This window comes from Enteractinococcus helveticum (assembly GCF_001657475.1).
GTDB lineage: Bacteria > Actinomycetota > Actinomycetes > Actinomycetales > Micrococcaceae > Yaniella > Yaniella helvetica.
Genome location: NZ_LXEY01000021.1, coordinates 202,039 through 224,759 on the forward strand (window position 1 = coordinate 202,039; position 22,721 = coordinate 224,759).

At 57.8% G+C, this 22,721-nt stretch carries 21 protein-coding genes and 1 tRNA gene; 7 read left to right on the forward strand and 15 right to left on the reverse strand.

The annotated features are described in order from the left end of the window. Window positions 1–88: 88 nt before the first annotated feature. The 5 genes from A6F49_RS11380 (at window position 89) to A6F49_RS11400 (ending at window position 7,715) form a co-directional block, all read left to right on the forward strand. Window positions 89–2,467: an ABC transporter permease gene (locus A6F49_RS11380; protein WP_043058384.1), complete on the forward strand. Its 2,379-nt coding sequence runs from the start codon at window positions 89–91 to the stop codon at window positions 2,465–2,467. A 13-nt stretch (window positions 2,468–2,480) separates the two neighbouring features. After that, complete coding sequence (locus tag A6F49_RS11385) at window positions 2,481–3,254, forward strand: ABC transporter ATP-binding protein (protein ID WP_052504937.1); 774 nt, start codon at window positions 2,481–2,483, stop codon at window positions 3,252–3,254. 181 nt (window positions 3,255–3,435) lie between these two features. Beyond that, a complete protein-coding gene (locus tag A6F49_RS11390) occupies window positions 3,436–4,419 on the forward strand; it encodes a magnesium and cobalt transport protein CorA (RefSeq protein WP_052504938.1) in 984 nt (327 codons plus the stop codon). Window positions 4,420–4,726: 307 nt separating this feature from the next. Next, a complete protein-coding gene (locus A6F49_RS11395; RefSeq protein ID WP_043058386.1) occupies window positions 4,727–5,242 on the forward strand; it encodes a flavodoxin family protein in 516 nt (171 codons plus the stop codon). 64 nt (window positions 5,243–5,306) lie between these two features. Further along, window positions 5,307–7,715, forward strand: coding sequence for a phosphoketolase family protein (locus A6F49_RS11400; RefSeq protein WP_043058387.1), 2,409 nt, complete (start codon window positions 5,307–5,309; stop codon window positions 7,713–7,715). 180 nt (window positions 7,716–7,895) lie between these two features. Here A6F49_RS11400 and A6F49_RS11405 read toward each other — a convergent pair whose 3' ends face one another. From A6F49_RS11405 to A6F49_RS11415, 3 genes are all read right to left on the reverse strand, one after another. Further along, window positions 7,896–8,390: an SRPBCC domain-containing protein gene (locus A6F49_RS11405; protein WP_052504939.1), complete on the reverse strand. Its 495-nt coding sequence runs from the start codon at window positions 8,388–8,390 to the stop codon at window positions 7,896–7,898. A 299-nt stretch (window positions 8,391–8,689) separates the two neighbouring features. Beyond that, a complete protein-coding gene (locus tag A6F49_RS11410) occupies window positions 8,690–9,442 on the reverse strand; it encodes a ZIP family metal transporter (protein ID WP_043058498.1) in 753 nt (250 codons plus the stop codon). A 38-nt stretch (window positions 9,443–9,480) separates the two neighbouring features. After that, complete coding sequence (locus A6F49_RS11415; RefSeq protein WP_043058389.1) at window positions 9,481–9,696, reverse strand: hypervirulence associated TUDOR domain-containing protein; 216 nt, start codon at window positions 9,694–9,696, stop codon at window positions 9,481–9,483. A gap of 255 nt (window positions 9,697–9,951) precedes the next feature. Between A6F49_RS11415 and A6F49_RS11420 the strand changes: the two genes are divergently transcribed. Both A6F49_RS11420 and A6F49_RS11425 read left to right on the forward strand, forming a co-directional pair. Then, window positions 9,952–10,785, forward strand: coding sequence for a class II glutamine amidotransferase (locus A6F49_RS11420; RefSeq protein ID WP_235604976.1), 834 nt, complete (start codon window positions 9,952–9,954; stop codon window positions 10,783–10,785). A gap of 101 nt (window positions 10,786–10,886) precedes the next feature. Then, a complete protein-coding gene (locus tag A6F49_RS11425; protein ID WP_052504940.1) occupies window positions 10,887–11,549 on the forward strand; it encodes a hypothetical protein in 663 nt (220 codons plus the stop codon). A gap of 38 nt (window positions 11,550–11,587) precedes the next feature. Here A6F49_RS11425 and A6F49_RS11430 read toward each other — a convergent pair whose 3' ends face one another. From A6F49_RS11430 to proB, 12 genes are all read right to left on the reverse strand, one after another. Beyond that, window positions 11,588–12,979 carry an NAD(P)-binding protein gene (locus A6F49_RS11430; RefSeq protein WP_043058391.1) on the reverse strand — a complete coding sequence of 464 codons (1,392 nt, stop codon included), beginning with the start codon at window positions 12,977–12,979 and terminating at the stop codon, window positions 11,588–11,590. 438 nt (window positions 12,980–13,417) lie between these two features. Further along, window positions 13,418–14,026 carry a protealysin inhibitor emfourin gene (locus A6F49_RS11440; RefSeq protein WP_043058393.1) on the reverse strand — a complete coding sequence of 203 codons (609 nt, stop codon included), beginning with the start codon at window positions 14,024–14,026 and terminating at the stop codon, window positions 13,418–13,420. A 61-nt stretch (window positions 14,027–14,087) separates the two neighbouring features. Further along, window positions 14,088–14,738, reverse strand: coding sequence for a copper chaperone (locus A6F49_RS11445; protein WP_161485810.1), 651 nt, complete (start codon window positions 14,736–14,738; stop codon window positions 14,088–14,090). Window positions 14,739–14,884: 146 nt separating this feature from the next. Then, complete coding sequence (locus A6F49_RS11450) at window positions 14,885–16,441, reverse strand: tyrosinase family protein (RefSeq protein ID WP_043058394.1); 1,557 nt, start codon at window positions 16,439–16,441, stop codon at window positions 14,885–14,887. Between the two features lie 275 nt (window positions 16,442–16,716). Then, a tRNA-Ala gene (locus A6F49_RS11455) sits at window positions 16,717–16,789 on the reverse strand. 98 nt (window positions 16,790–16,887) lie between these two features. Then, complete coding sequence (locus A6F49_RS11460) at window positions 16,888–17,484, reverse strand: histidine phosphatase family protein (RefSeq protein WP_043058395.1); 597 nt, start codon at window positions 17,482–17,484, stop codon at window positions 16,888–16,890. Between the two features lie 36 nt (window positions 17,485–17,520). After that, the gene (rsfS, locus tag A6F49_RS11465) at window positions 17,521–17,886 is read right to left on the reverse strand and encodes a ribosome silencing factor (protein ID WP_043058396.1); all 366 of its coding nucleotides are present in this window, start codon (window positions 17,884–17,886) and stop codon (window positions 17,521–17,523) included. 16 nt (window positions 17,887–17,902) lie between these two features. Continuing rightward, window positions 17,903–19,279, reverse strand: a complete 1,377-nt coding sequence (locus A6F49_RS11470; RefSeq protein ID WP_043058397.1) for a hypothetical protein — start codon at window positions 19,277–19,279, stop codon at window positions 17,903–17,905. Then, window positions 19,272–19,964, reverse strand: coding sequence for a nicotinate-nucleotide adenylyltransferase (gene nadD / locus A6F49_RS11475; RefSeq protein WP_407643841.1), 693 nt, complete (start codon window positions 19,962–19,964; stop codon window positions 19,272–19,274). Before nadD ends, A6F49_RS11470 begins: the two co-directional genes overlap by 8 nt. Window positions 19,965–19,974: 10 nt before the next feature. Further along, window positions 19,975–20,181 carry a hypothetical protein gene (locus tag A6F49_RS11480; protein ID WP_043058399.1) on the reverse strand — a complete coding sequence of 69 codons (207 nt, stop codon included), beginning with the start codon at window positions 20,179–20,181 and terminating at the stop codon, window positions 19,975–19,977. 83 nt (window positions 20,182–20,264) lie between these two features. Continuing rightward, the gene (locus A6F49_RS11485) at window positions 20,265–21,533 is read right to left on the reverse strand and encodes a glutamate-5-semialdehyde dehydrogenase (protein ID WP_043058400.1); all 1,269 of its coding nucleotides are present in this window, start codon (window positions 21,531–21,533) and stop codon (window positions 20,265–20,267) included. 21 nt (window positions 21,534–21,554) lie between these two features. Beyond that, on the reverse strand, window positions 21,555–22,721 hold the full coding sequence (gene proB, locus A6F49_RS11490) for a glutamate 5-kinase (RefSeq protein ID WP_043058401.1): 1,167 nt from the start codon (window positions 22,719–22,721) through the stop codon (window positions 21,555–21,557).

Consider the following 22,721-nt stretch of genomic DNA (forward strand, 5'->3'; position numbering starts at 1 on the left):
CTGTCGTTTCCCACACCCGGGCCTTCTAGGCTGACTGGCATGACATCCTTGCAGCGGAATCTTGGCACCCAACCTGAAATGCCAGATCATGCGTTCCCATAAGCTTGCTAGCCGGTATGTGGTCAATGATGTGCGCCGGAATACGCCGGTCACGGTGGCGTTGTTGTTGCTGCTGACGTTGTCCAGTGCGCTGGTGGCCGGCAGTGTGCTGGTGATCGAACGGGTCAATTCTTCGGTAACACACCTGTTCGACACTGCTCAGCCTCCGCATTTTTTGCAACTGCATACCGGTGAGGTCAGTCGCGCAGCACTGCAGGATTTTGCCTCGGCGCGTGATGATATCGAAGCCTGGCAGCTTGCGCAGATGGTGGGGTTTGCTGGCACCGATCTGCAGGTGCAACGTGGTTCCGGTACCACGCCCACGGATCTGAGTGGGTCACTGATCGATCATCTCTTCGTAACCCAGAATCCAGACTTTGATTATTTGCTGGACGACGACGGCGCTATTCCTGAGCCGGCGGTCGGTGAAGTGTATGTCCCTATTGCCCTGGCGGATCAATTCGACATTGGTGCCGGCGACATCCTGGCGGTGAACACCGGCGCACAGGTGGAGGCGCTAACTGTGGCTGGCACGGTGCGAGATGCGCAGATGGGATCGTCGATGGCCTCGGCGGCACGGTTTGTGGTGGCTCCGCAGGATGTAGCCAGCTTGATGACTGCACCACGTGGGACGCCGGAAACCCTAGTTGCCTATCGTTTGACAGATACCGCTGATGTTGCGGCATTCCAGCAGGCCTATGAGCGTGACCCTCGCCTGCCTACCAATGGTCAGGCGGTGACTGAAGTGATGATCCGCCTGGTGACGGTGATCAGTGAAGGCCTCGTGGCGGCCGTGGGCATACTCGCCGGATGTGTGCTGATTGGCATTGCCTTGTTGAATATGCGGTTTGTCATCCGGTCTAGTCTGCAAGATGAACTCCATGAGATCGGCACCCTGCGAGCGCTGGGCATCCCGCCGGGAGCGATTACACGGTTGTATTTGACCAGATACCTTGCCCTGACCGTGGTCGCCAGCGTCAGCGGATTACTCTTAGCGTTGGCTGGAGGTGCACTGGTGGCTGGTGATTCCCAGCAGGCCCCGATCACCGCTGTCACAGTTCTGCTACCTGTGGCCGCTGTTGTACTGGTCAACGGTTTAGTCCTGGGCATCTGTGCGCTGACGCTTCGCCGCAGCCTGAGCGTCAATGTCCTGGATGCTTTGTTACACGGCACATCAGCACTTCGCGCTCAGCGGCTGGGTGGCTCAACATCCCGCTCTGTGTTGGGTTCCACACGTGGCCCAGGGGTAAATCGCCGATTGGCTCAGCGTCTGTTGCGCTGGGATCTGCGCCACTGGATGATTGTGCCCATCGTCTTTGGTCTCGCCACGGTCATGGTCACCATCCCGGCGCAGTTGCTCTCCACATTCGAAAGCCCTAGCTTCATGCAGTATCTGGGTGCACCACAAACCGATCTCCGGATCGAAATTCACGACCAAAACTCCTCCGTAGCATCCCAAGACCACGAGTCCCTCATGACCCGGCTGGCCGAGGATCCACGGGCGACGAATGTCCAGTCATATGCCCACCAGCGCTTTGACGTCGCACACGAGGGCAGTTGGCAGACCTTGAACGCACAGCTTGGTGATCACTCCGGTGCCGCCATAGCTTTTGTCGATGGTCAGGCCCCCGGTAGCAGTGAGATCGCGCTGTCGACCTTGAACGCTCAAGCACTAGAGGTGACCGTGGGCGATGACCTGCGATTACAGGATGCAACAGATATCCGCACTTTGCAGGTCAGTGGGGTGTATCAGGATGTCACAGCCGGTGGGTACACCGCGAAAATACACGACCCCACCGTAGAGTCTGCTGCACGGTGGACCGTCTTTAGTGATGTCCGTCCCGGTGTGGATCCAGGTCGTCTCGCGGCCGAGTATCGACAAGACTTTGCCACCGCCCAGGTGTTACCCATGACCGACTATGTCGACCAGACACTGGCCTATGTCACCGATGGCTTGCGCTCGGCGTCCTGGATCATCTTCATAATTGCTCTTGGCGCCGTCACCCTAATTACGACACTATTTCTCCGATTACAGCTGAGCCGTAACCACGCCGAATCAAACACCCTGCGCTTGCTGGGCTTTTCTGCACGACAGCTGACACTCCAGACCATGGCGCAACTGGGGCTGATGATCCTGGTTGGTATAGGAAGCGGGCTGGTTCTTGCTGCCACGGCCGGTCAATGGTTGACCTCCCAAGCCCTGGCGGCTGCAAACTTCGGCATTATCGAACTGAGCTTCATCTCCAACCCCGTGCTGATCTATCTCATCTATCCGGGGCTGCTGATCGGCACCAGCCTGCTGGGTGCAATCCTGTTGCTGCGAAAGCACTACGCCAACCGCGCTGTTTTTGCTTCACGAGTGGCCTAAGGAAAGGGACGTCATGCAACTGGCACAACACACCAAGACCGCAATACTCCACAGCAGCAACCTGACCAAGGAATTTGCAACGACCAGTCGCCCAACCCCGGTGCTCAATGGCATCGACCTCACCATCCACTCCGGTGAATTTGTCGCCATCATGGGGCCGTCTGGTTCAGGCAAATCCACCCTGCTGCATCTGTTGAGCGGGCTGGATGACCCCTCCAGCGGACAGATCGAATTTGAACAACACTCACTACACGATCTCAACGATCGTCAGCGCAGTCGCCTGCGCCTGCATCGGATGGGTTTTATCTTTCAGCAGCCACATTTTCTCAAAAGCCTGACCATCTATGACAACGTGCTGCTGCCCGCGCTGAAAGCAGCGCCGGATAGCAACGCCGTCCAGCACTGCGTGGATCAGCTGCTACACCAGTTCTCCATCGATCACATAGCCCACCAGTACGCCTCCGAGGTATCTGGCGGCCAGTTACAACGAGCTGCGCTGTGTCGCGCCTTGGGTACCAAGCCGGCCATGCTTTTTGCCGACGAACCCACCGGTGCGTTGAATTCACAGATGACCCAGGGTGTTCTTGACGCGCTGGCAGCAGCACACACGCTGGGAACGACCATCCTGATGGTCACGCATGACCCGGTGTGTGCCGCCCGTGCCGATCGTATTGTGTATCTCCGCGACGGCGTCGTCGTAGATGAACTGACCTTAAACGGTTCCCAGCACGACGCCGCAACACGGGAAAACACAGTGCGGACGTGGTTGAGCCACCAAGGCTTTTGAGTCCACTGCCAACTATGATCCCAGCCGGGCTGTCACGCTATGTACACTCGGTTCGAAGCGGGCTGGCAAAAGGTAGGGGCATGACATGACTCGCGACTCTCGGGACCAGACCCTGTGATCGAATGACCCCGACGTGAGTAATATTTAGGTATATCAACAGAACTCTGGACAGGATGACATCGTGTTGAACCACAACGTGATTTATATCGATGGGGTAGCCACACCTTCGGCATCCATGACCGACACTTTGAACCAAGTACAGGACGTCGGCGTTGCCTGGCTGGACTTCGTCAATCCCACCCCGCAAGAGCTTGCTCAGGTCAAGGCTGCGTTTCAGCTCCATGAGCTAGCCATCCAAGACATTCTGCAGGGCCGTCAACGGCCAAAGATCGAAGCATACGGCGCAACACAATTCATTGTGCTGCGCCCGGCCCGGGTTCTAGACAACAGACTGCACACTGTAGAGTTCTACCTTTTTATCGGGCCCAACTTCATTATCACAGCACGGCACGAAAACTTCCCGGCCCTCGAGCCAGCAGCACACCGGCTCATCGAAAACCCCCATCTGGCTACGAGCCCTCAACACATCCAGCAGGTCATCCTCGATACGATTTGCCACAGCTATAGACCAGCAATGCTCTATCTCCGCGATGCGATTGACGACGTCGAAGAAGATATTATCCTCGGGGAAGAAACTGCCCCACACCGAGTCTATGAACTACTTCGAGACGTCATGAAGCTCCAACGCAGCGCTCACCCATTCCCTGACATTGTCAACGATTTGCGTAAAGACCTCACAGGGGAACTGGACACCCATCTTCGCAGCCTGGAAGACAGGGCTCTTCGATTATCGGGGCATGTCGATAGTTTCCGCGATGCGCTCACCGCGGGCTTACAACTCCATGCTGCACTGTTAGGCGAACGACAGAATGAAGAGATGGCCCGCATGACCGAGGCTGCCTATAACCAAGGCGAACAAGCTAAAAAGGTCTCCGCGTGGGCCGCTATCTTATTCACTCCCACGGTGATCGCCGGAATTTACGGCATGAACTTCCGCCATATGCCGGGTCTGACCGAATCATACGGGTTTACGGTATCGCTACTGGCCATGTTGGTATCGTCCGTCACGCTGTACATCGTCTTCAAACGACAACACTGGCTCTAAGTCTCTTGAATGCCACCCTTGCCTGGCTAGCAGCATGTTGTCTGAGCGGCCGCCCCGGATAAGACCATGGGACTGGGTGCTGGGCGATTCCAGCTCCCACCGCACTAGCTGGCGGTGCAAAGCCCAGTGTCAGTGTCCGGAAGATGTGATTTTGGGATCCTTCTGAGCAGGAAGCTATTCTCGTTGAACTCGGACTAGATATACTCGAGACAGGGGTGTTGGTCGTGCACCTCGTGACTGTTCACCGTCACCTCCTAGCATTCTTTGTCCAACCGAGATCGCTTTGACAGCGGAGCAGGAGGACTCCATGCAAGCACTGATCGTCTATGAATCCGCATGGGGCAACACCAAAGATATAGCCCAGGCTATTGGCCAGGGACTCTCCGAAGAGGACATCCATCTGCAGCTCAGTGCGGTCCAAGACGCCCCTGCACTGCAACAGGTAGCGGTGGACCTCCTCGTCGTCGGCGCCCCGACCCATGCGTTTGGTCTGAGTCGAGAATCCACGCGCGAAGACGCGCATCACCGCGGTGGTGCCCTGATCAGCTCGGGAGTGCGGGAATGGCTCGACACTGGCCCCGTCGCGCTGACTGTGGCAACCTTCGATACCCACGTCCGGCATCCGAATCTGCCGGGGCATGCCAGTCGCAAAATCGCCAAGAAACTCAAGAAACTCGGGTGTACGGTACTGACCGACCCGGAAAGTTTCAACGTCGACGACTATGACGGTCCACTATCACCAGGGGAACACGATCGTGCTCGCGCTTGGGGCCACGAACTTGGGCGTCGTCTCATGGGCCGATACTACGAGCACCAGCCTTAACAGGCCCACCCTTGCACCGGGATGTGAACGGTGAGTTGTCACGGCCCCGAGGAAGGATGATTCGATGCGCGGCTCAAATATGACTAGCCACGTTGATGGACCCCTGACCCCCGCCGAGCTGAATGGCATCGACGCGTGGTGGCGGGCCGCAAACTATCTGTCCGTCGGGCAAATCTATCTGCTGGCCAACCCGTTGCTGCACGACCCCCTACGGGCGGAACATATCAAACCCCGTTTGCTGGGTCACTGGGGCACCACCCCGGGCTTGAACTTCATCTACGCGCATCTTAATCGGGCCATCATCCAACGCGATCTGAACATGATCTATGTGATGGGGCCCGGTCATGGTGGTCCAGGCCCGGTCGCAGCCAGCTGGCTGGAGGGCACCTACAGCGAAACCTATCCAGAGGTCAGCCAAGACATCGACGGAATGGAAAAGCTGTTTCAACAATTCTCTTTTCCCGGAGGCATCCCCAGCCACGTAGCCCCGGAAACCCCTGGCTCTATCCATGAGGGCGGGGAACTGGGATACGCTTTGTCCCATGCCTACGGTGCGGCTTTTGATAACCCTGATCTCATTGTGACAGCCGTGGTAGGTGACGGCGAGGCCGAAACCGGGGCACTAGCTACCAGCTGGCATTCCAATAAGTTCCTCAATCCCACCACCGATGGTGCGGTGTTGCCCATTTTGCATCTCAACGGTTACAAGATCGCCAATCCCACCATCCTGGCACGGATTGATCGAGACGAGTTGGACGCCCTGCTGCGCGGATATGGACATACGCCATATTATGTTGAAGGCCAGGATCCGGATCAGATGCACCAGGACTTCGCCCGCACCCTCGACACCTGTCTGGAGGAAATCCACCAGCTCCAACACCGGGCCCGTGAGCACGGCGAGACGACAAGGCCCAGGTGGCCGATGATCGTATTGCGATCCCCCAAAGGATGGACCGGCCCCACTGAAGTGGACGGACACCAGGTCGAAGGCTCCTGGCGTTCCCACCAAGTGCCCTTCAGTGCAGCCCGGGAGAATAAGGATCACCGCAAGATCCTAGAAAACTGGCTACGCAGCTACCGTCCAGAAGAGCTCTTCACCGCCACCGGGGCACCGGTCAAAGAGCTCCGCCGGCTCCGTCCCGAGGGTACACAGCGGATGAGCGCTAACCCGCATGCCAATGGTGGATCGTTACTTCGGGATTTACAGATGCCAAATTTCCGCGATTATGCAGTTTCCGTAGAACGCCCAGGGACTGGACAGATCGAGGCAACCCGAGTGCTAGGACAACTGCTGCGCGACGTCGTCGCCGCGAATATGCAGACCTTCCGAGTCTTCTCCCCAGACGAGAACAACTCCAACCGCCTGAACGCCATCCTGGAAGCCACCGATCGGATGTGGAATGCCCAAACGCTCCCCGAGGACGATCACCTTGCTCGCGACGGGAGGGTTATGGAAATCCTGTCTGAGCACACCTGTCAGGGTTGGCTGGAAGGTTACTTGCTAACCGGCCGACATGGGTTCTTTTCGTGCTACGAGGCTTTTATTCACATCGTAGATTCCATGTTCAACCAACATGCAAAATGGTTGGATACCACCAACGATATCTCCTGGCGTCAGCCGATTGCCTCACTAAATTATTTGTTGACCTCTCACGTCTGGCGGCAAGACCACAACGGATTCTCCCATCAAGACCCCGGGTTTATCGACCACGTTCTGAATAAGAAACCCGAAGTTGTCCGCGTATATCTGCCACCTGATGCCAACACGCTGCTATCCGTGGCTGACCATTGCCTACGCAGCCGTCAATACGTCAATGTCATCGTCGCGGGCAAACAGCCACAGCTGCAATACCTGACGATGAACGAGGCCATCGTCCATTGCGCTGAAGGCATCGGCACCTGGGACTGGGCCAGCACGCACCCGGACACCGAACCAGACGTCGTCATGGCCTGTGCCGGTGACGTGCCTACCATGGAAACCCTGGCGGCAGTGGACCTGTTGCGCAGCAATTTTCCGGATCTGGCCATCCGAGTCATCAACGTTGTTGATCTGTTGAGGTTACAACACGACTCTGTTGGTCCCCACGGATTGCCAGACACTGATTTTGATGCATTATTTACCACAGATAAGCCTGTAATCTTCGCCTACCATGGCTATCCGTGGCTCATTCATCGACTCACCTACCGGCGCACCAACCACGGCAACTTCCACGTCCACGGTTACCAAGAAGAAGGCACCACGACCACACCGTTTGACATGTGCGTGCTCAACCGGCTCGACCGTTTCCACCTGGCGATCGCTGTGATTGACAGAGTGTCCCGGCTCAAGAACGTATCGTCCGGTGCACGCGAAACATTCCAGAACGCCCTGATCCAGCATCACCAGTACATCCGTGTCCACGGCGAGGACATGCCTGAGATCAAGAACTGGCAATGGCCAGCTGCCCCGAACTCTTCTGCAAGCTCAGAGTGAGAGTCCTAGCCTCAAGACGAGTCGAAGCACTCAATGCCGAGGAGCATCAGGCTGGCCGGTCATGAACGAGCTCATTCACCAGAACGTTGTGCCAGACAGAAATATTGCGATCGTAAGGATGATTTTCACAATGCCCCTCGGTCTTGTCACCGTCTGTGACGGCTCAGCATTCGAGCTGGATTATTCGACGCGTTGGTCTTCGTAGTAAGAACGCAACGCCGGGAAGTAATCGTCGAAGTCTGGGACAGGATCGCCGTCAATGACGGCACAGAGCTGATCGAGATAGTATTCCCAACCGGGCCCAATTTCGCCGATTATTGATGGGTTAGCATCATGCATCGTAAAACGTAACTCGGCGTGTTCGTTGCTCTCGGTCAGCTCGATTGATAAGTCCCAGGGCAGGTGCTCGTCTAAGGTTTTGACCCGAAAATGTTCAGGAGCATGGCACTCGAGGATTTCGACTTTGAACCCGGGCTTTCCTTCCTCAAATCCCAGATACAGTTTAATGGTCTCCCCCACAGATCCGATACCGTCCCAGGGGCCAATCCATCGCTCCGTGAACTGGGATTCGGTGACGTAATCCCAGGCATGCTCGACGGCGATGGGCAGCTTCCGGGTGATCACAAGGTCGTATCCGTCCGTGGTCGATACAAGCTGACCGGTTGGTTTAAGCATCACGGTGTCCCCTACTGTCGAGCCATGTTCGCACCGTAAATTCTACGCCGGACCCACTCGAAATGTCTCACATATATGAGCTGGCGTACCTAGTCTGGGGCTCCAACGGTGACAATGTTTGCTGCAGTAGCGTTCTTGGTGCAGCGATCTTCCCACTGGCATAGTCTTTTGGTTATCAGCCACCAGTGTGGTGGTCTTTTTTGCTCTAGCAAGACATTGTCTAACGAATACGAACCAACGCTGACTCCAACTATGTGCAGAACGTCAACATGTGGTCTCGTGAAGATTGCTCCCCCACATCAGTCACCGAGCTGACTGATAGTAAAGGCCAGCAAAAACCCTGCCGAAGCGATTAGACCGGTCCAGGCGTGGGTCCGTTCGAAGGCTTCCGGGATCATCGTATCGGACAGCATCGTCAGGATCGCACCGGCAGCGAAAGCGGTGATAACTGCCACGGTCTGGGCCGAAGCATCACCCAGCAGCAGATAACCCATCGCAGCCGCCAGAGCGCTGGCCACCGCGATACTGCTCCAGACCCCAAATACGTACCGGGCACTGCGATCGGCTTGTTTCATCCCGGCAGCACTCGACAGCCCCTCGGGCAGGTTAGAAATAAACACCGCCGCAACCACGGCTGTGCTCACCCCACTGCCGCCGAGCAGACTCGCACCTAAGACCACGGACTCTGGTACACCATCCAGCAGCGCACCGACGGCGATCGCCCGACCACTACCCGACTGGTCACTCTCTGTAGGCTGTTGGTCCTGGGACCGTTTACGGTGCCGTGCGCCGAACCTGTCCAGTAGCTTATTGGCGAGCATGTAAGTAACCGCACCAACAGCAAAACCGCCTACGACCGGTGCGACACCGGCACTTTCGGCAGCCTCCTGAACGAGGTCGAATGCCAAAGCAGAGATCAATACCCCAGCACCGAAAGCCATCACTGCGGCCACAACTCGAGCGGGCACCTGAACAAACCACGCGATGGTCGCACCGATCACGAGCGCTCCACCAGCTAATAGCCCCCAGGCACCGGCCACGAGCGTCCCCATGAGTGGATCGCCCGAAGCGGTGGCGATGAGCGAATGTATCACTGGCCGGTTTTTCTTAACGCACTGCCCTTATGTGCCGCGATATGTTCGGTCTTATCACTTTTGATCTCGTATTGAGGCTCATCGTCTGAAGCGCGCCGAGTGTGGCCCTTATAGTCGAAATCTTCAGTGTGTACCTTGGTCACGGTGCCTGAAACTTGCCCGGCCTCGGAATTCCAGGTCACATGGTCACCAACCTTGAATCGTTGAGCCACGCCCACTCCTCTCAACCATTGCGGAACGCGAGCTTGATATGCACATTATCACCGTCCATGCCAAGTCTGTAGGCCCAACTTTTCACTGCAGCCAACCAGCCGAGGAGCATGTATCAGAGGTCAGTGTGATGCGGGCAGGTAGGGAAAGTCGTACACTCAAAACAACGGCAACCGCTGGTTCAGCAAGGAAATGAGGCCCGGATGTGTCGTTGGCTTGCTTATCTCGGCTCATCGATACCGCTGGAGGATGTGCTGGTGCGCCCGAACCACTCGCTCATCGATCAGAGTCTGCATGCCCGACAGCTATTCCTGCCCGGTGACCCGCTTGCAGCCCTCTTCCTCGATAATGCTTTCCCAACGAATGGCGACGGGTACGGCATAGCGTGGGCAGGGCGCGCTGGAACCCTCGGACAATACCGCCAAATCGGACCAGCCTGGGACAGCCTCAACCTTCGGCATCTTGCCGCGCAGATCGAAGCAGGATGTTTTCTCGCCCATGTCCGAGCGGCACCGGGTCAGACGATTGCTGAACAGAACTGCCATCCTTTCATCCACGACGGATGGATGTTCCAACACAACGGCGAGATACCCAATTTCCCTGAACTAAAACGAGAACTGACATTCGATGTCGATCCCAAACTGTACCCCTCAATCCTTGGCAATGCAGACACCGAGGTGTGTTTCTACCTGGCCCTGACCTATGGCCTGGCACATGACCCGCTACAAGCTATGACACGAATGGTAGAGCGAGTCGAACGCGCCCGCAACGAACATAATATTGCCGCACCTTTTCGTGCCACGATGTGTGCATCTGATGGCGATCAACTGGTCGTGCTGCGGTGGGTAAGCCCCGATGTGAAGGGCGCTTCTGCTCCGACTCTCTACCATTCCTATGGGCCCACCATGCTCCATACTGTCGACGGTGGCGCGGATACTCTGCCCGATAACGCACAGCTTGTCGTATCCGAGCCACTTGAGTTGCACTGGAGTACCCACGTGTGGAATGAAGTGCCGTCCGGATCGATTGGTATCTTTCGCCCAGAAATATCGCCTGCCTTCACACCTGTCGACGTGGACTTGCAACACTAAACGGGCACGCGACCATACCGTCTCAAAGACATCCGAGGCGAACCCGCAATGCCTGGAGTGACGCCCCTTCGAGTAGATCAACGACGACCGGAGGTTTGGAGATGAGTCCGGTGATCGAGTCCTTCGTACTGTGGGCAGCATTCGCGGCGGGATGGGTAGCGATCGCCGCCGCCACTTTGAAGCGTGAACCCAACAGCCCGCCGGTACGCTTCACCTGGTGGGCGCTGATTCTCTGGCTCATCGTGGCTGTCCCAGCACTTCTCCAGCTCGCGTTCCCGCAGCTTCTTGAGCTCGGCATGCGCAATGATGACATCGTTCAACACGGCCAGTGGTGGCGGCTTGTGACAGCCAATGTTCTGCAGGACGGCGGCCTGGCCGGAACGCTGAGTAATCTGTCGGTCCTTGCGGTTACTTTACTCATCGTCGGCCGCGTGCTCCCCGGCACGTTGGCGGTACCGCTGTTCATCGTCGGCGGGATAGGCAGCATGCTGCTGCAGCTCAATCACCCCGGCGCTGGTAACTCGATGGCCACTCTCGCACTGCTCGCGGGCACGGCTGTCATCGGATTTTCGCCCCGCCTCACTTCCATACTGGGCCTAGCTGCCCTCATAGTGATCGGCGCGGTGCTCACGGTGCTTGGCAATGAGCATGGGCCAGCGATCCTCCTGGGGCTCGTGATGGGCGTGATCATCCGTATCGTGTCGCGCCCAGAGAGTCCGCCGCGTAGTGGAATACACGCACCTCCTACGAGCAGTGACACGTGATGTCGCACAAACAACAGTCCGACTGGATCGCTCAACAGCTAGACGCCTTCGGCCAGCTCGGCCATCCGTGCAAGTCCCTGCTCGGCCACGGCTCCCAGCCGATCCACTGCGGAGCGAACCGCAGGTTCATCACGTCGGCCCGGATCAATGCGGGCAGGGTTGAGTGCACAGCTATTGGCCCACGCAGCGATGTCTGGTTCCGAATTGAACGCGCGTGTGGCCTGGATTCCTCGGACCTGCGTCTGGGTCCAGTCGAACGGGTTGTTGGGAAGCCTATTGGGTGGACACAGCCGATTGCGTTCCCGATCGTCGTCACGGGTTGCCTCAACGTAACCGGCCAGTGCAGCGCAAAAGCAGGGAAAGCCGGCCCGGATCGTCTGGCACCGAATTTTGTCATCACCCCAGATAGGGACCACAGGCGGGTACTGCAGTCCGGAGGCAGCACTGTGTACGACCAGGGCGTCTGGGGGCATGGCAACCGCACCGTCTTGCAGGACGATCCGGTCGTCGGTCATATACTTGATGTGTCCAAGGTGGACCACATGTTCGATGCTGCGCAGCAAATCCAGCTCCCAAGTGCCCAGCGTTGGGGTCTTTGCCATCGTCGGAGTACGGGCAGTATCAATCCGAAGCATCACCCCGGCTGCTTCGAGGCGTAAGAACATGTCCTCGACCGACTCGGCTCCAGCAGCCGCCTCCATAGTGTCAGCTGCAAGTCCGAATGCCACGACCGGGTCCGGCTGGACGACGGCACGATTCAGCATCCATGGTTCTCGTGGTCGTACCCACATGATCCGGTCTGGCTCAACACCATGGTTCAGCAGCCAGATGATCGCATCGGTGCCGGTCTTGCCAGATCCAACAATGACGTAGTTTCTGGGCGTCTCATCTAAGTTCGTCAGCGCATTGATGGGAACAACTCGGGTGCTGTCAGCAATTCCGAAGGGCGGGGGCGTCGTCACGGGGATGGTTGGGGCCAGATAGGTTGCATCGACAATACGTCGTCGTACGTTGATCAGGGTCGTTTCGCCTGATACCCGGGATGTGACGTAGTGGGAGGCGCCGTCGTCATGGTATTGGCTTGCTCCAAGAAACTTGACACGTCCTGAATCTTCGAAGCGATGATACAGCAGCTGGTCGTAGTAGTGGAGGATCTCGGAGCGTCGCGCACGTTCGTGAAGTCCCGCCTCAGGACCGTGCTGTTGCACCGCACCGGTACCGAGCAACGTCGAGGCAACCCCGTAGAACTGCGATGCCTGGTGAAGCTGTACGAAAGGGTAGGTATCTTGCCAGTGACCGCCGGGCCCATAACGACGATCGACCATCGTGACATGGACATCCGCGTGGTCAATCAGAGCATCCGTGAAAGCCATGCCGGTCGCGCCCGCGCCTACGACAAGGTAGTCAGTCTCCAACGAACGCATCGTCATCGCCTCTGATCTCGTCCTCGGAATAGACCTTCGATACAAATAAATGTACTCCGTTACCCAGCGCCCAACAATAAGCCCACATGCTAGATATCCAGCACGCGGTTCATGCCGTGCCTGACACATTTTCAACGCGAAACCACGAGTGCGACATGAAGGCTGGACCGTTGGATGTGATAGGGATGACGCCTCATCGATTCCGACCCCGCAGTATGTTGGGCAAGGGGTTACAAGTGGCTGGCAAAGCTGTCGATCTACTCCTGGTATCAATTGGTCGCATGATCGCGCCGGGACTACTGACCAGAACCGGTGCCCACCACTTGACGACAGTCAACGAGGGCACGAGGCAGTAGAAGCACGACCGATGACGATGCAGCCAAAACCAGCCTTCGCACATTCACATTGCCTCTCGTGGCGGAAGCAGTTGCTTATCTCCCCACCTCAGTCGATCGTCGTGCGTGACTGACCGAAGATCGGCGGCGTGCGCTCTTCAACCCAGGCAACGAGTGCATGAAAAGCCGCGGAGTCCTCAGCATCGATGCCGTCGCCACGAATGACCTCGTATTGGCGCCGGCCCACCGAGATCTTGAGTCGGCGCGTGAAGCCGTCAAAAATCACCGTGGTGGGTTCGACGTTTGGCACGTTGAAGAAGTCTGCCTGGGTGATGAGCTGCCGCAGCTTCTCATCGTCGGCCTCGCTAAGCCTGTAACTATCGGTTTCGAAGGTCGTTGACCACCCGCCGATGCCTCCCGACACCGTGTAACTGAGCCGGATCTCGGTGTCATCGTGCACCTTGCGGCGGGCGCGACGCACATTTCCCAAGCGATCAGTGTGATAGGTGGCTCCGCGTGCGAGCCGCACCCGGAACCCAGGGGTGACGACGTCGGAGCAGGCTTCGCCGTCAGACGGGACGCCGAGGCAGGAGTCGGGCCAGTCGACGGCCTCCACACTGTGAATCGCGATCTCGTCTGCCGGCACTCGTTCGCGCTCGCTGGCATCGGTGAGCACTGCTGAAAGTGCGCTGATCAGAGGGTGTGACTGCGTTGTCATGGCTGATCTCCTTAGGGTGAGGCTCAACAAGCGTGGCCTGTGAGGTTTACTCTAGTTCGTTTTATCGGACAATGGGGGTAAAGCTTCGGTATCCAGGGGCACTACCCCACCGTCGGGTCAGCAACGATCTGCGTCTGCGCGCAATGGGGTGATAACGTTCGATCGTGAGAATGGTCGCCGCCACCGCCATGGTGAAGACGTGGAACTGTCCAGTCAGGAGCACCAGCACCATGGCCGGGCCGCACAGCCCGACGCAAAGTGCGCCTGATCCGAGCCCGTAGCGTAGGGATTCGCGGGAGGCATCGATGCCGAACGCCCGCAGCGCCGGGGTGCGATGGCATCGTCTTAGCAGGCGCAGGCGAGGCGAACTGAACTGCCACACAAGCACCGCAATCGCCATGCAACCGATGAGCGCGATGTTTCCCGTGGTCGCCAAGTTCAGCGGTACGGCGAGGAGGCCCGCAAGTGCCCAGACGAGCGAGTAGCCAAATAGGAACAGCAGTACTCTCACCGTACGATTTCGGCGCAGACTCGTGCGCCACAACGTGCCGACCTCTCTGATAAGCATGGGCGGTGACATGGCGAGGATCATCGCGAGCCACATTCCGACAGCGGGCAGGATCACTGCCGCTGAGAAGGTAGAGCCGTGTCCGTTCTGCCCCGCATGAGCCTGCTCCGCCGATGGTGTGAACAACACCTGCCCGTCGGTCACGCCAGTCTCGAGAGCACCGTGGGCTCCTGGGTGCCACCCGATAAAGAGCCACCAGCCAACGATTGCCAGGAGGATCAGCGTAGGCGCAGGCGCACTCCAAGCGGTAGCCAGCACGGCTCGCAATCGGAGACGCATCTTGGACATGATTACTCGATCACGTAAATACTGACCCGGCCGACCGAGAATTCCGCCCGGGCAACGGTCTCATTCGCCGGGACGAAACGCACATCGAGCGTAAGCGCCTCCGCACCCAGGGCACCGACGTCGACGATGTCACTGATCTCGAGCACCTGACTGATGCCGCTGCCGGAATGTGTTCCCTCGGGGTCGCTTGCTTCAGAGACCCCGAACAGGGAAACGACACCGGCGAGGCGCTCGGGGTGATCCTCAGGTTCTTCGTTCTCCGGCACATCAACGTAGACGTGGTAGATTGCGGCGTCACTTGCACTTCGAATTCCTTCGAGCTTGAGGAACACGCGTGGGGGTATCGTGGGGGTCGCCTCCGACCTGCGAGCCGCGGTACGACTGAGCGATCGCATGCGAGACCCGTCGAGCTGCACTGGTGTGTCGGTCTGGCCGTGCACGACCACATGGGTGTCGCTGGCCCCGACGAGTTCTGGCTTGCCTTCTGATTTCATGATGACTCCTCTGCTGCGGGCGGTGACGCGCGCTGCTTCCGGCGCGGGGCGAACATCAACCGGTGCCGGTGTCTCGTCGGCCGAGGCCACCCGCTCCTCCGGCTCCGCACCCGGAAGAGCGTCATAGACGTAGCCGAGTGCGACGGTATCGAGGACCTCTTGCGCGGTGAACACCCAATCGCCGCCTTCCCAGGTCGGCACGACGAACGAGCGGTCAGCGGGACCTTCGAGCCAGCCGGGGTCGTCACTATCGGTGTTGGTCTGCCGCCAGAGCTCCCACAGGCGGTCGATGTTGGCGTGATGTAGCCAGAAGATCGGGTCGAGTGCGGCGGTGATCGGCATGGTCATGAGACCCAGATTGCGCCAGTCGTTCGGATCCTGTCCTGGCGCACTGCCCCCGAGCGCGGTGTGCAGCACATTGTGCGGCAGCGCTTCCAGGCTGCCGTTCGTGGAGGGCCCCTCAGTGCCGTGGTGGAACAGTGTGCGCGGGCCGCCGAAGCCGGGCGGGATATCGTTAGTGCCACCTGCGAATGCGGTGTCGGTAAGGGCAGAGAGTGAGACCATTCGCTCGTCGATGACGATCGGCATCTCGCCGCTACCGTAGCGGCGTTCGATGTTCAGCGGGTTCGGGGACCCGTCAGGGAGCGTCGGTTCTGAGAAGGCTGACGGAAGAGTCCGGGCGTCGGGTCGTGCGGGGTCACTGTAGTTCCAGTAGGGAACGGCCCAGTCTTCGGGGCCACCTGCCGCGATGATAGCAGCACGTGCGATCCGTTCGAACGAGACGAGATATCCCCGGTGCCAGGGCAGAAAGTACCAGCTCTGATGCTGGCATTGGTTCCAGAGACGCTGCTGGACCGTTGCAGGAGGCCTCGGCGCATCCGCATCGACGACTCCGAACTCGTCCCACACCTGCGGGTGGGTGCCGTGGATCGCCGCGAAGAACCACCAACTCGTAGCATCGGTGAGAGGACGTGATTGCATTTCGCGAACCGCCACTGCATACCACAACAGCGTTTCCGTCCAGCCCTCTCCGGACGAGCGAACTTCACGACGAACATCGGCCATGGCGACCTCTCCCTCAACGCAGCGTTGATTGAAGAGTAAGGTATGCCACACAGACAAGCAAGGCGTGCACTACGCCTACTAGGTGTATTCTGGGCGAGCGTCCAAGTGTAAGACCTGCACCCGCTGTGCCTGTCGGTGTCGCCGAGCAACTCATGGCCGTCGGCATCCAGATCAGCGCAAACAAAAAAGCGACGATAGAACTCTCGGAGTCCTTCGCCGCCCTCGCACTAGCCCGCGTCATCCTCTTTCGAGAGATCTAGCAGGTATAAGATTTGTGGAGCTTAGGGGATTCGAACCCCTGACCTCTTCCGTGCCACGGAAGCGCGCTACCAACTGCGCCAAAGCCCCTTATCAAGTTTTTCTTGTTACCTCGCTGGGCAACATGTATTAGTATACATAGCTTTGTTTTGAAAACAAATTCCGCATGTCAGATTTTGCACGTGATGTTAAACACTGGTTTGCGTCAGGGTAAATGACCCGAAAGCGCCCGAGTTCGATTGCAAAACGTGTGCATTGCAGTTGGCCAGTCGAGGCACGCTGGCATAGTCCTCATCGTCGTGTCCGGTCAACAGGTGCGCGGCAGCACGAAGTGCGTTGCCGTGAGCAATAACCAGCAGCACATCTGCGGTATCCAGGGCTTCCATGACAGCCTGGGCGGTACGGGTTCCCGATTCACGTGGGGTTTCTCCCCCGACGGGTCCGGCATCGATATTGGGCAAACGAAATGCGGCATGTTCGTCCGGCCAGCGCTCCGCGATATCGGTGTACAGCAGCCCTTCCCACTGTCCGCCATGAGTCTCTTTCAGATCTTCGTCGATGACAAAATCAAGTGCACGGTCGCGAAACATAATCTGGGCAGTTTCGACGGCGCGGAGCAGGGGTGACACAATCGCTGCATCAAATTCGGTGTGCCCCCACCGACGGGCGGCGGCCCTCGACTGATCTCGTCCAGTGTCGTTCATCGGAACATCTTGTTGACCTTGAAAACGCCCTTGAGCATTCCAGTCAGTTTCACCGTGTCGAAAAAAGACGAGAGTCTTCATGTCGAAGGTTCACCTATCTCATGTCAGAAGTCTTGGCTAATCAGTCTCTGGCAGATCGATCTGTGGAGCATCAGACCAAAGACGGTCCAGTGCATAGTTTTCGCGTTCTTCGTCATGTTGAACGTGAACCACGAAGTGCCCATAATCCAACAGTACCCAACGGTTTTCCGATTCACCCTCGCGACGCGAGGGCTTCAGCTGGAGCTGTTCGCGTAACTGGTCTTCAATCTCGTCAATAATGGATTTCACTTGTCGCTCTGTAGGAGCGGATGCGAAGAAAAATGCATCGGTGATACCGAGGCGATCAGCAACATCTACTGCTGCGATATTTTCAGCCTGTCGAGTTGCTGCTGCTTTAGCTGCGATGTGCAACGCGTCCAGGGTTGGTTCGGGAACTGCCACGAAACTCCTTCTAAGTTTAGCGAATCAGCAGAATGATGGCTGTGATCAGGGCAATGATGCCGATGGCAAAAACAATGGCTGACGACAGAACCATCCGGCGTTCTGGCGCTTCGAAAACTTTATCATCGAGAGAATCCAGGCCGTGTGCTTCAGTGGCATCGACCGGTTCACCCGAACTTTGCTTGGCTGGGCGCTGTAGCCCTCCGAGCAATTCGGCCGAAGGTACCGGTGCAGGCTTATCGGCCGCATGTTGGTCCACATCAAATGGACCGGTAATCATCGGTGGTGATTGGGCACGGCGAGTGCGCCGACGCGTCGCTTTCGGTGTATCCGGTGACGACGGTTCGTCTTGTATTTCAACTGCCGGTTGCTGAGTTTGAGCTATCGTCTCTTCGACGACCTCATCAGCTTCGGTGCCTTCGTCTTTGAGATCTTCTGGCTCGGGCTCGGGCTCAATAGGCTGGGCATCGGTCGTGGTAATGACCAGTTCTGCCTGACCAGGGTCCTGCGTGCCATCGTCGCTGGATGCCTCGTCATCGTCTGCAGTGGGCTGCTCGGATTCCTCGATGATCGCAATAGCGGCGGTCTCAAGATCCTGCAGCTCTTTCGATTTCTCAGCGAGTTCTTTTTGACGCCGCAACATGGCCGGATCAATGACATTTGGATTGGCTTGACCCATTTCCAAAATTTCTTGGGTCAACCGTTCGGTCTCGGCCCGCAGCCCTGCACGCCGAATTTCGATGGTGTCCAAACCGGACATGTCGGTAATTTCGACGGCAGATTCCGTGAAGGAATCCCCCATGGTCACATCGACGTCCTCGTCCGGTGCACTGTCAGGCTCAGCTGTTGTTTGCTGCGGCACGGCAGGCACCGTGATCGGAGGAATCGAAATTGGCGTCGTCTGTGGTGCGGTCGCACGACGAGCTGGCTTTGGATCCGATTTTTCTTGTTCGCGCTCTAAGCGAGCGATTTCAGCACGACGCTCGGCTGCTCGACGGGCTTCAATTTCACGTTTTTCACGACGCGATACCGGCCGTTCAGCAGCCTTATCTGCGCGAGGCTTGCTGATAATCGGAATCATGCCGGTGGAAGTGACTTCAGAATCAACGCGTCGGCGACGGCGGGTGCCCGCGGGAGCATCGACTGCGGCTTCATCGACGTCGGCGGGAGCATCAACCGGACGGCCCGATGCACGACGCCCCAGGGAGGCCGTGTCGTCAATATCAGCTTCCTGGTCTTCAACCTGCTCTGTGGGCTCGTCTTGGGCTGAGCTTGCCACTCGTTGTTCGAGTTCGGTAGCCCAGCGCTGCGCTTCCTCGTCGCGCAGTTTTGCACGTTCTTCACGTTCGCGTTGTAAGCGCAGCTCTCGGCGGGAGGGATAAGATTTACTCATCGGTTTCCTCCGGTCGATTGTTCAAAGATACGGTCGCCTGACGTTCCACTGTTGGTTGTTGCATGTTGCCATTATGGTCTATATAAAGACCATACTTTCCGATGTATTGCACCACCCCGTCGGGGACCAAATACCACACGGGTTTGCCTTCTGCCACACGTTCGCGGCAGTCGGTCGATGAGATCGCCATCGCGGGGATTTGCATCAGCGAGACTTCTTCTGACAACCCATAGTCGGTTAATTCATGGCCTGGCCGTGAGACACCAACAAAGTGTGCCTTGCCCCAGAGCTGTTCGACGTTTTTCCACGTCATGATTTGCCCCATGGCATCGGCCCCGGTGATGAAGAACAGATCCGCATCTGGACGTAATTCCTGGATATCGTCCAGCGTATCGGCTGTATAGGTCTGACCGGGTCGATCAATATCGACCCGAGACACAGAGAACCGCGGATTTGATGCCGTGGCAATCACGGTCATCAAATAGCGGTGTTCTGCTGGGGAGACGTCCCGCTCCGTTTTTTGCCATGGTTGGCCGGTCGGGACGAATACAACTTCGTCCAGATCAAACTCTGCGGCCACTTCACTGGCTGCCACCAGGTGCCCGTGGTGAATGGGATCAAAAGTACCACCCATAATGCCCAGTCGGGTTCGGCGGGCAGGGGGCGTTTGCGGAGTTTGCGTCACAGTCAGTTGTTTAGCGCTTTGCGGTGGTGGAGCCCTGAGTTGGCTGTGCGACGTCGGTAGAAGCCGGAGTGTCTGGGCGCAGTGCAACCGAACGCAGCGACATGATGGCCAGCAGCAAGAACATCAGCGCGGCAAAGATCGCGATGCCGTAAACCATCGGGTGAACGGCGAGTTCGTTAACGACAGCTTCTTCTGCTGCTGCGAGGAACAGTTCCATGGATTAGTACTCCTGTATGTGTCAATGTTGCTAGTAGATGAGCTTACCGAATTTTTGTGGCCGAATGGTCACGGTGTCGCCGGTTAATGCCGGATTTGACCGTCGCCACGCAGAATCCATTTGGTTGAGGTCAATTCTTCTAACCCCATCGGTCCGCGAGCGTGCAATTTTTGGGTTGAAATGCCGATTTCAGCACCCAAACCAAACTGGCCTCCGTCGGTAAATCGGGATGAGGCGTTGATCATGACCACGGCTGCATCGACTTCAGCAGTATAGCGATCGGCATTGGATACGTTTTCGGTCACAATGACTTCGGTGTGGCCGGTCGTATAGGTTTCAACGTGTTCGAGTGCCTCGTCAATGTCGTTGACGATCTTCACGGACATCACCATGTCCAGCCACTCGGTGGACCAGTCTTCTTCCGTCGCCGCAACCGCGTCGGCAACCCAGGTCGCAGCCGTGGGATCCACGTGCAGCACGACTCCTGCTTCTTGCAGAGCGGTGAGCACTTTGACGCCGGTGTCCTGAGCGTCCTTGTGGATCAGCACGGTTTCGGCAGCGTTACAGACCGACGGACGGTGGGTTTTGGAGTTGAACACAATGTCCACGGCTTTTTTCGGATCCGCGGATGCATCAACAAAAACGTGGCCAACGCCAGCTCCGGTTTCAATGACCGGTACGGCCGCGTTTTCTACCACCGCACGAATCAGGCCCGGGCCACCACGTGGAATCAAGACATCGACTCCCCCGCGATAGGTCATCAGTGCATTGGCGCCTTCACGACCAAGCTCATCGATACCCTGGATCAGATCAGCAGGTAATCCTTGGTCTTGCAGTGCCCCACGCAAGATGGAAATAGTGACGCCGTTGGTAGTTTCAGCAGCCGAACCACCACGAAGAATTACCGCGTTACCTGATTTAATGCCGATACCGGCGATATCCACGGTCACGTTGGGACGGGCCTCATAGATCGCGCCAACCACGCCCAGCGGCACACGCACCTGCTGCAAACGGATGCCGTTGGGCAGGTTATTGCCACGTACCATATTGCCAATCGGATCCGGCAGGGCAGCCAGCTCGCCAAGGGCAGAGACCAGCCCGTCAATGCGGTCATCAGTCAGCGCCAGACGGTCAAGCAATGCGGCGGCAATATTATCGGCCTTGCCACGTTCCAGATCGGTGGCGTTGGCTGCCAAAATTTTGTCACGGTTGGTGTCAATGGCAGCGGCCATGGCGTGCAAGGCAGCGTCTTTCTCGGCGCGCGAAGCACCGGCCAACGCTTTTTGTGCTTTGCGACCCGCCTGGGTGATCGCTGCGATCTGTTGGGTCACGGAATCTAGTTGAGCGGTCATAGTTTGATTCTAGCCGGTGTGTTAACTGGTCAGTGTTGTCTGCTTCACGATGACCGTATCATCGGTGTGGATAACCACCCGGTCATACTCCGGGCCGAGTTCATCGCGCAATTGTCGAGTCGATTTACCGACCATGGCGGGCAGTTCGGTCACTGAGTAGTTGGTCAGTCCGCGGGCGATCACGGTGCCTTGACTGTTGGTGATTTCTACGACGTCGCCGGCTTCAAAGGTGCCAGAAACACCAATCAGGCCTGCGGGCAGCAAGGAACGACGACGCACGGTGATAGCTTCGACTGCGCCGTCATCGATCATGATGCTGCCGCGCGAGATGGCCATGTGTTCCAGCCACGCATTGCGTGCGGATTTCCGTTCCCCTCGGGAGGCGAACCAGGTGCCAATATCTTCGCCATCGATGGCGGCCTGAGCGTTTTCGGCCGAGGTCAAAAACGTTGGGATGCCAGCATCCGTGGCGATCGAGGCGGCCTGGAGTTTGGTGACCATGCCGCCGGTGCCGATTGACGAGCCGGAATCGCCCACTGAAATGTGGGCCAGGTTGGCTTCTGCCGAGACATTGGCAATTCGGCGGGCGCCAGGCTGGGTTGGTGGCCCGTCATAGAGGGCGTCCACATCCGAGAGCATGAATAACACATCGGCTTTGATGACGGCGGCCACCAGCGATGCCAGCCGGTCGTTATCGCCAAACCGGATTTCGTGGGTGGCCACGGCGTCATTTTCGTTGACGACGGGCAGCACTCCGAGGTTCAAGAGGCGGTTGAGTGATCGAAAAGCGTTGTTGTACTGGGTGCGACGCATGAGGTCTTCTGCGGTCAGCAGCACCTGGGCGACACTGATCGAGTGTTTCCAGAACGATTCGGTGTACTGGGCCATCAGGCGACTTTGTCCCACGGCGGCAGCAGCCTGCTGGGTGGCCAGGTCTTTGGGGCGTTTGTCGAGTCCCAGTGGTCGAAAACCAGCGGCGATGGCACCTGAGGAGACCAACACCACCTGTGCGCCGTCGTGATACAGCTGTCCGACCACGCGAGTTAGCGCGTCGATCGCCGGGACTGAAACACCGCCTTGACCGTCTGTGAGCGATGAGGACCCAATTTTGACGACGATGCGTCGGGCATCGCGCAATTTGGTGCGATCAGTAACCGGATTGGGGGTAGACAGGTTTGGGGTGGACAC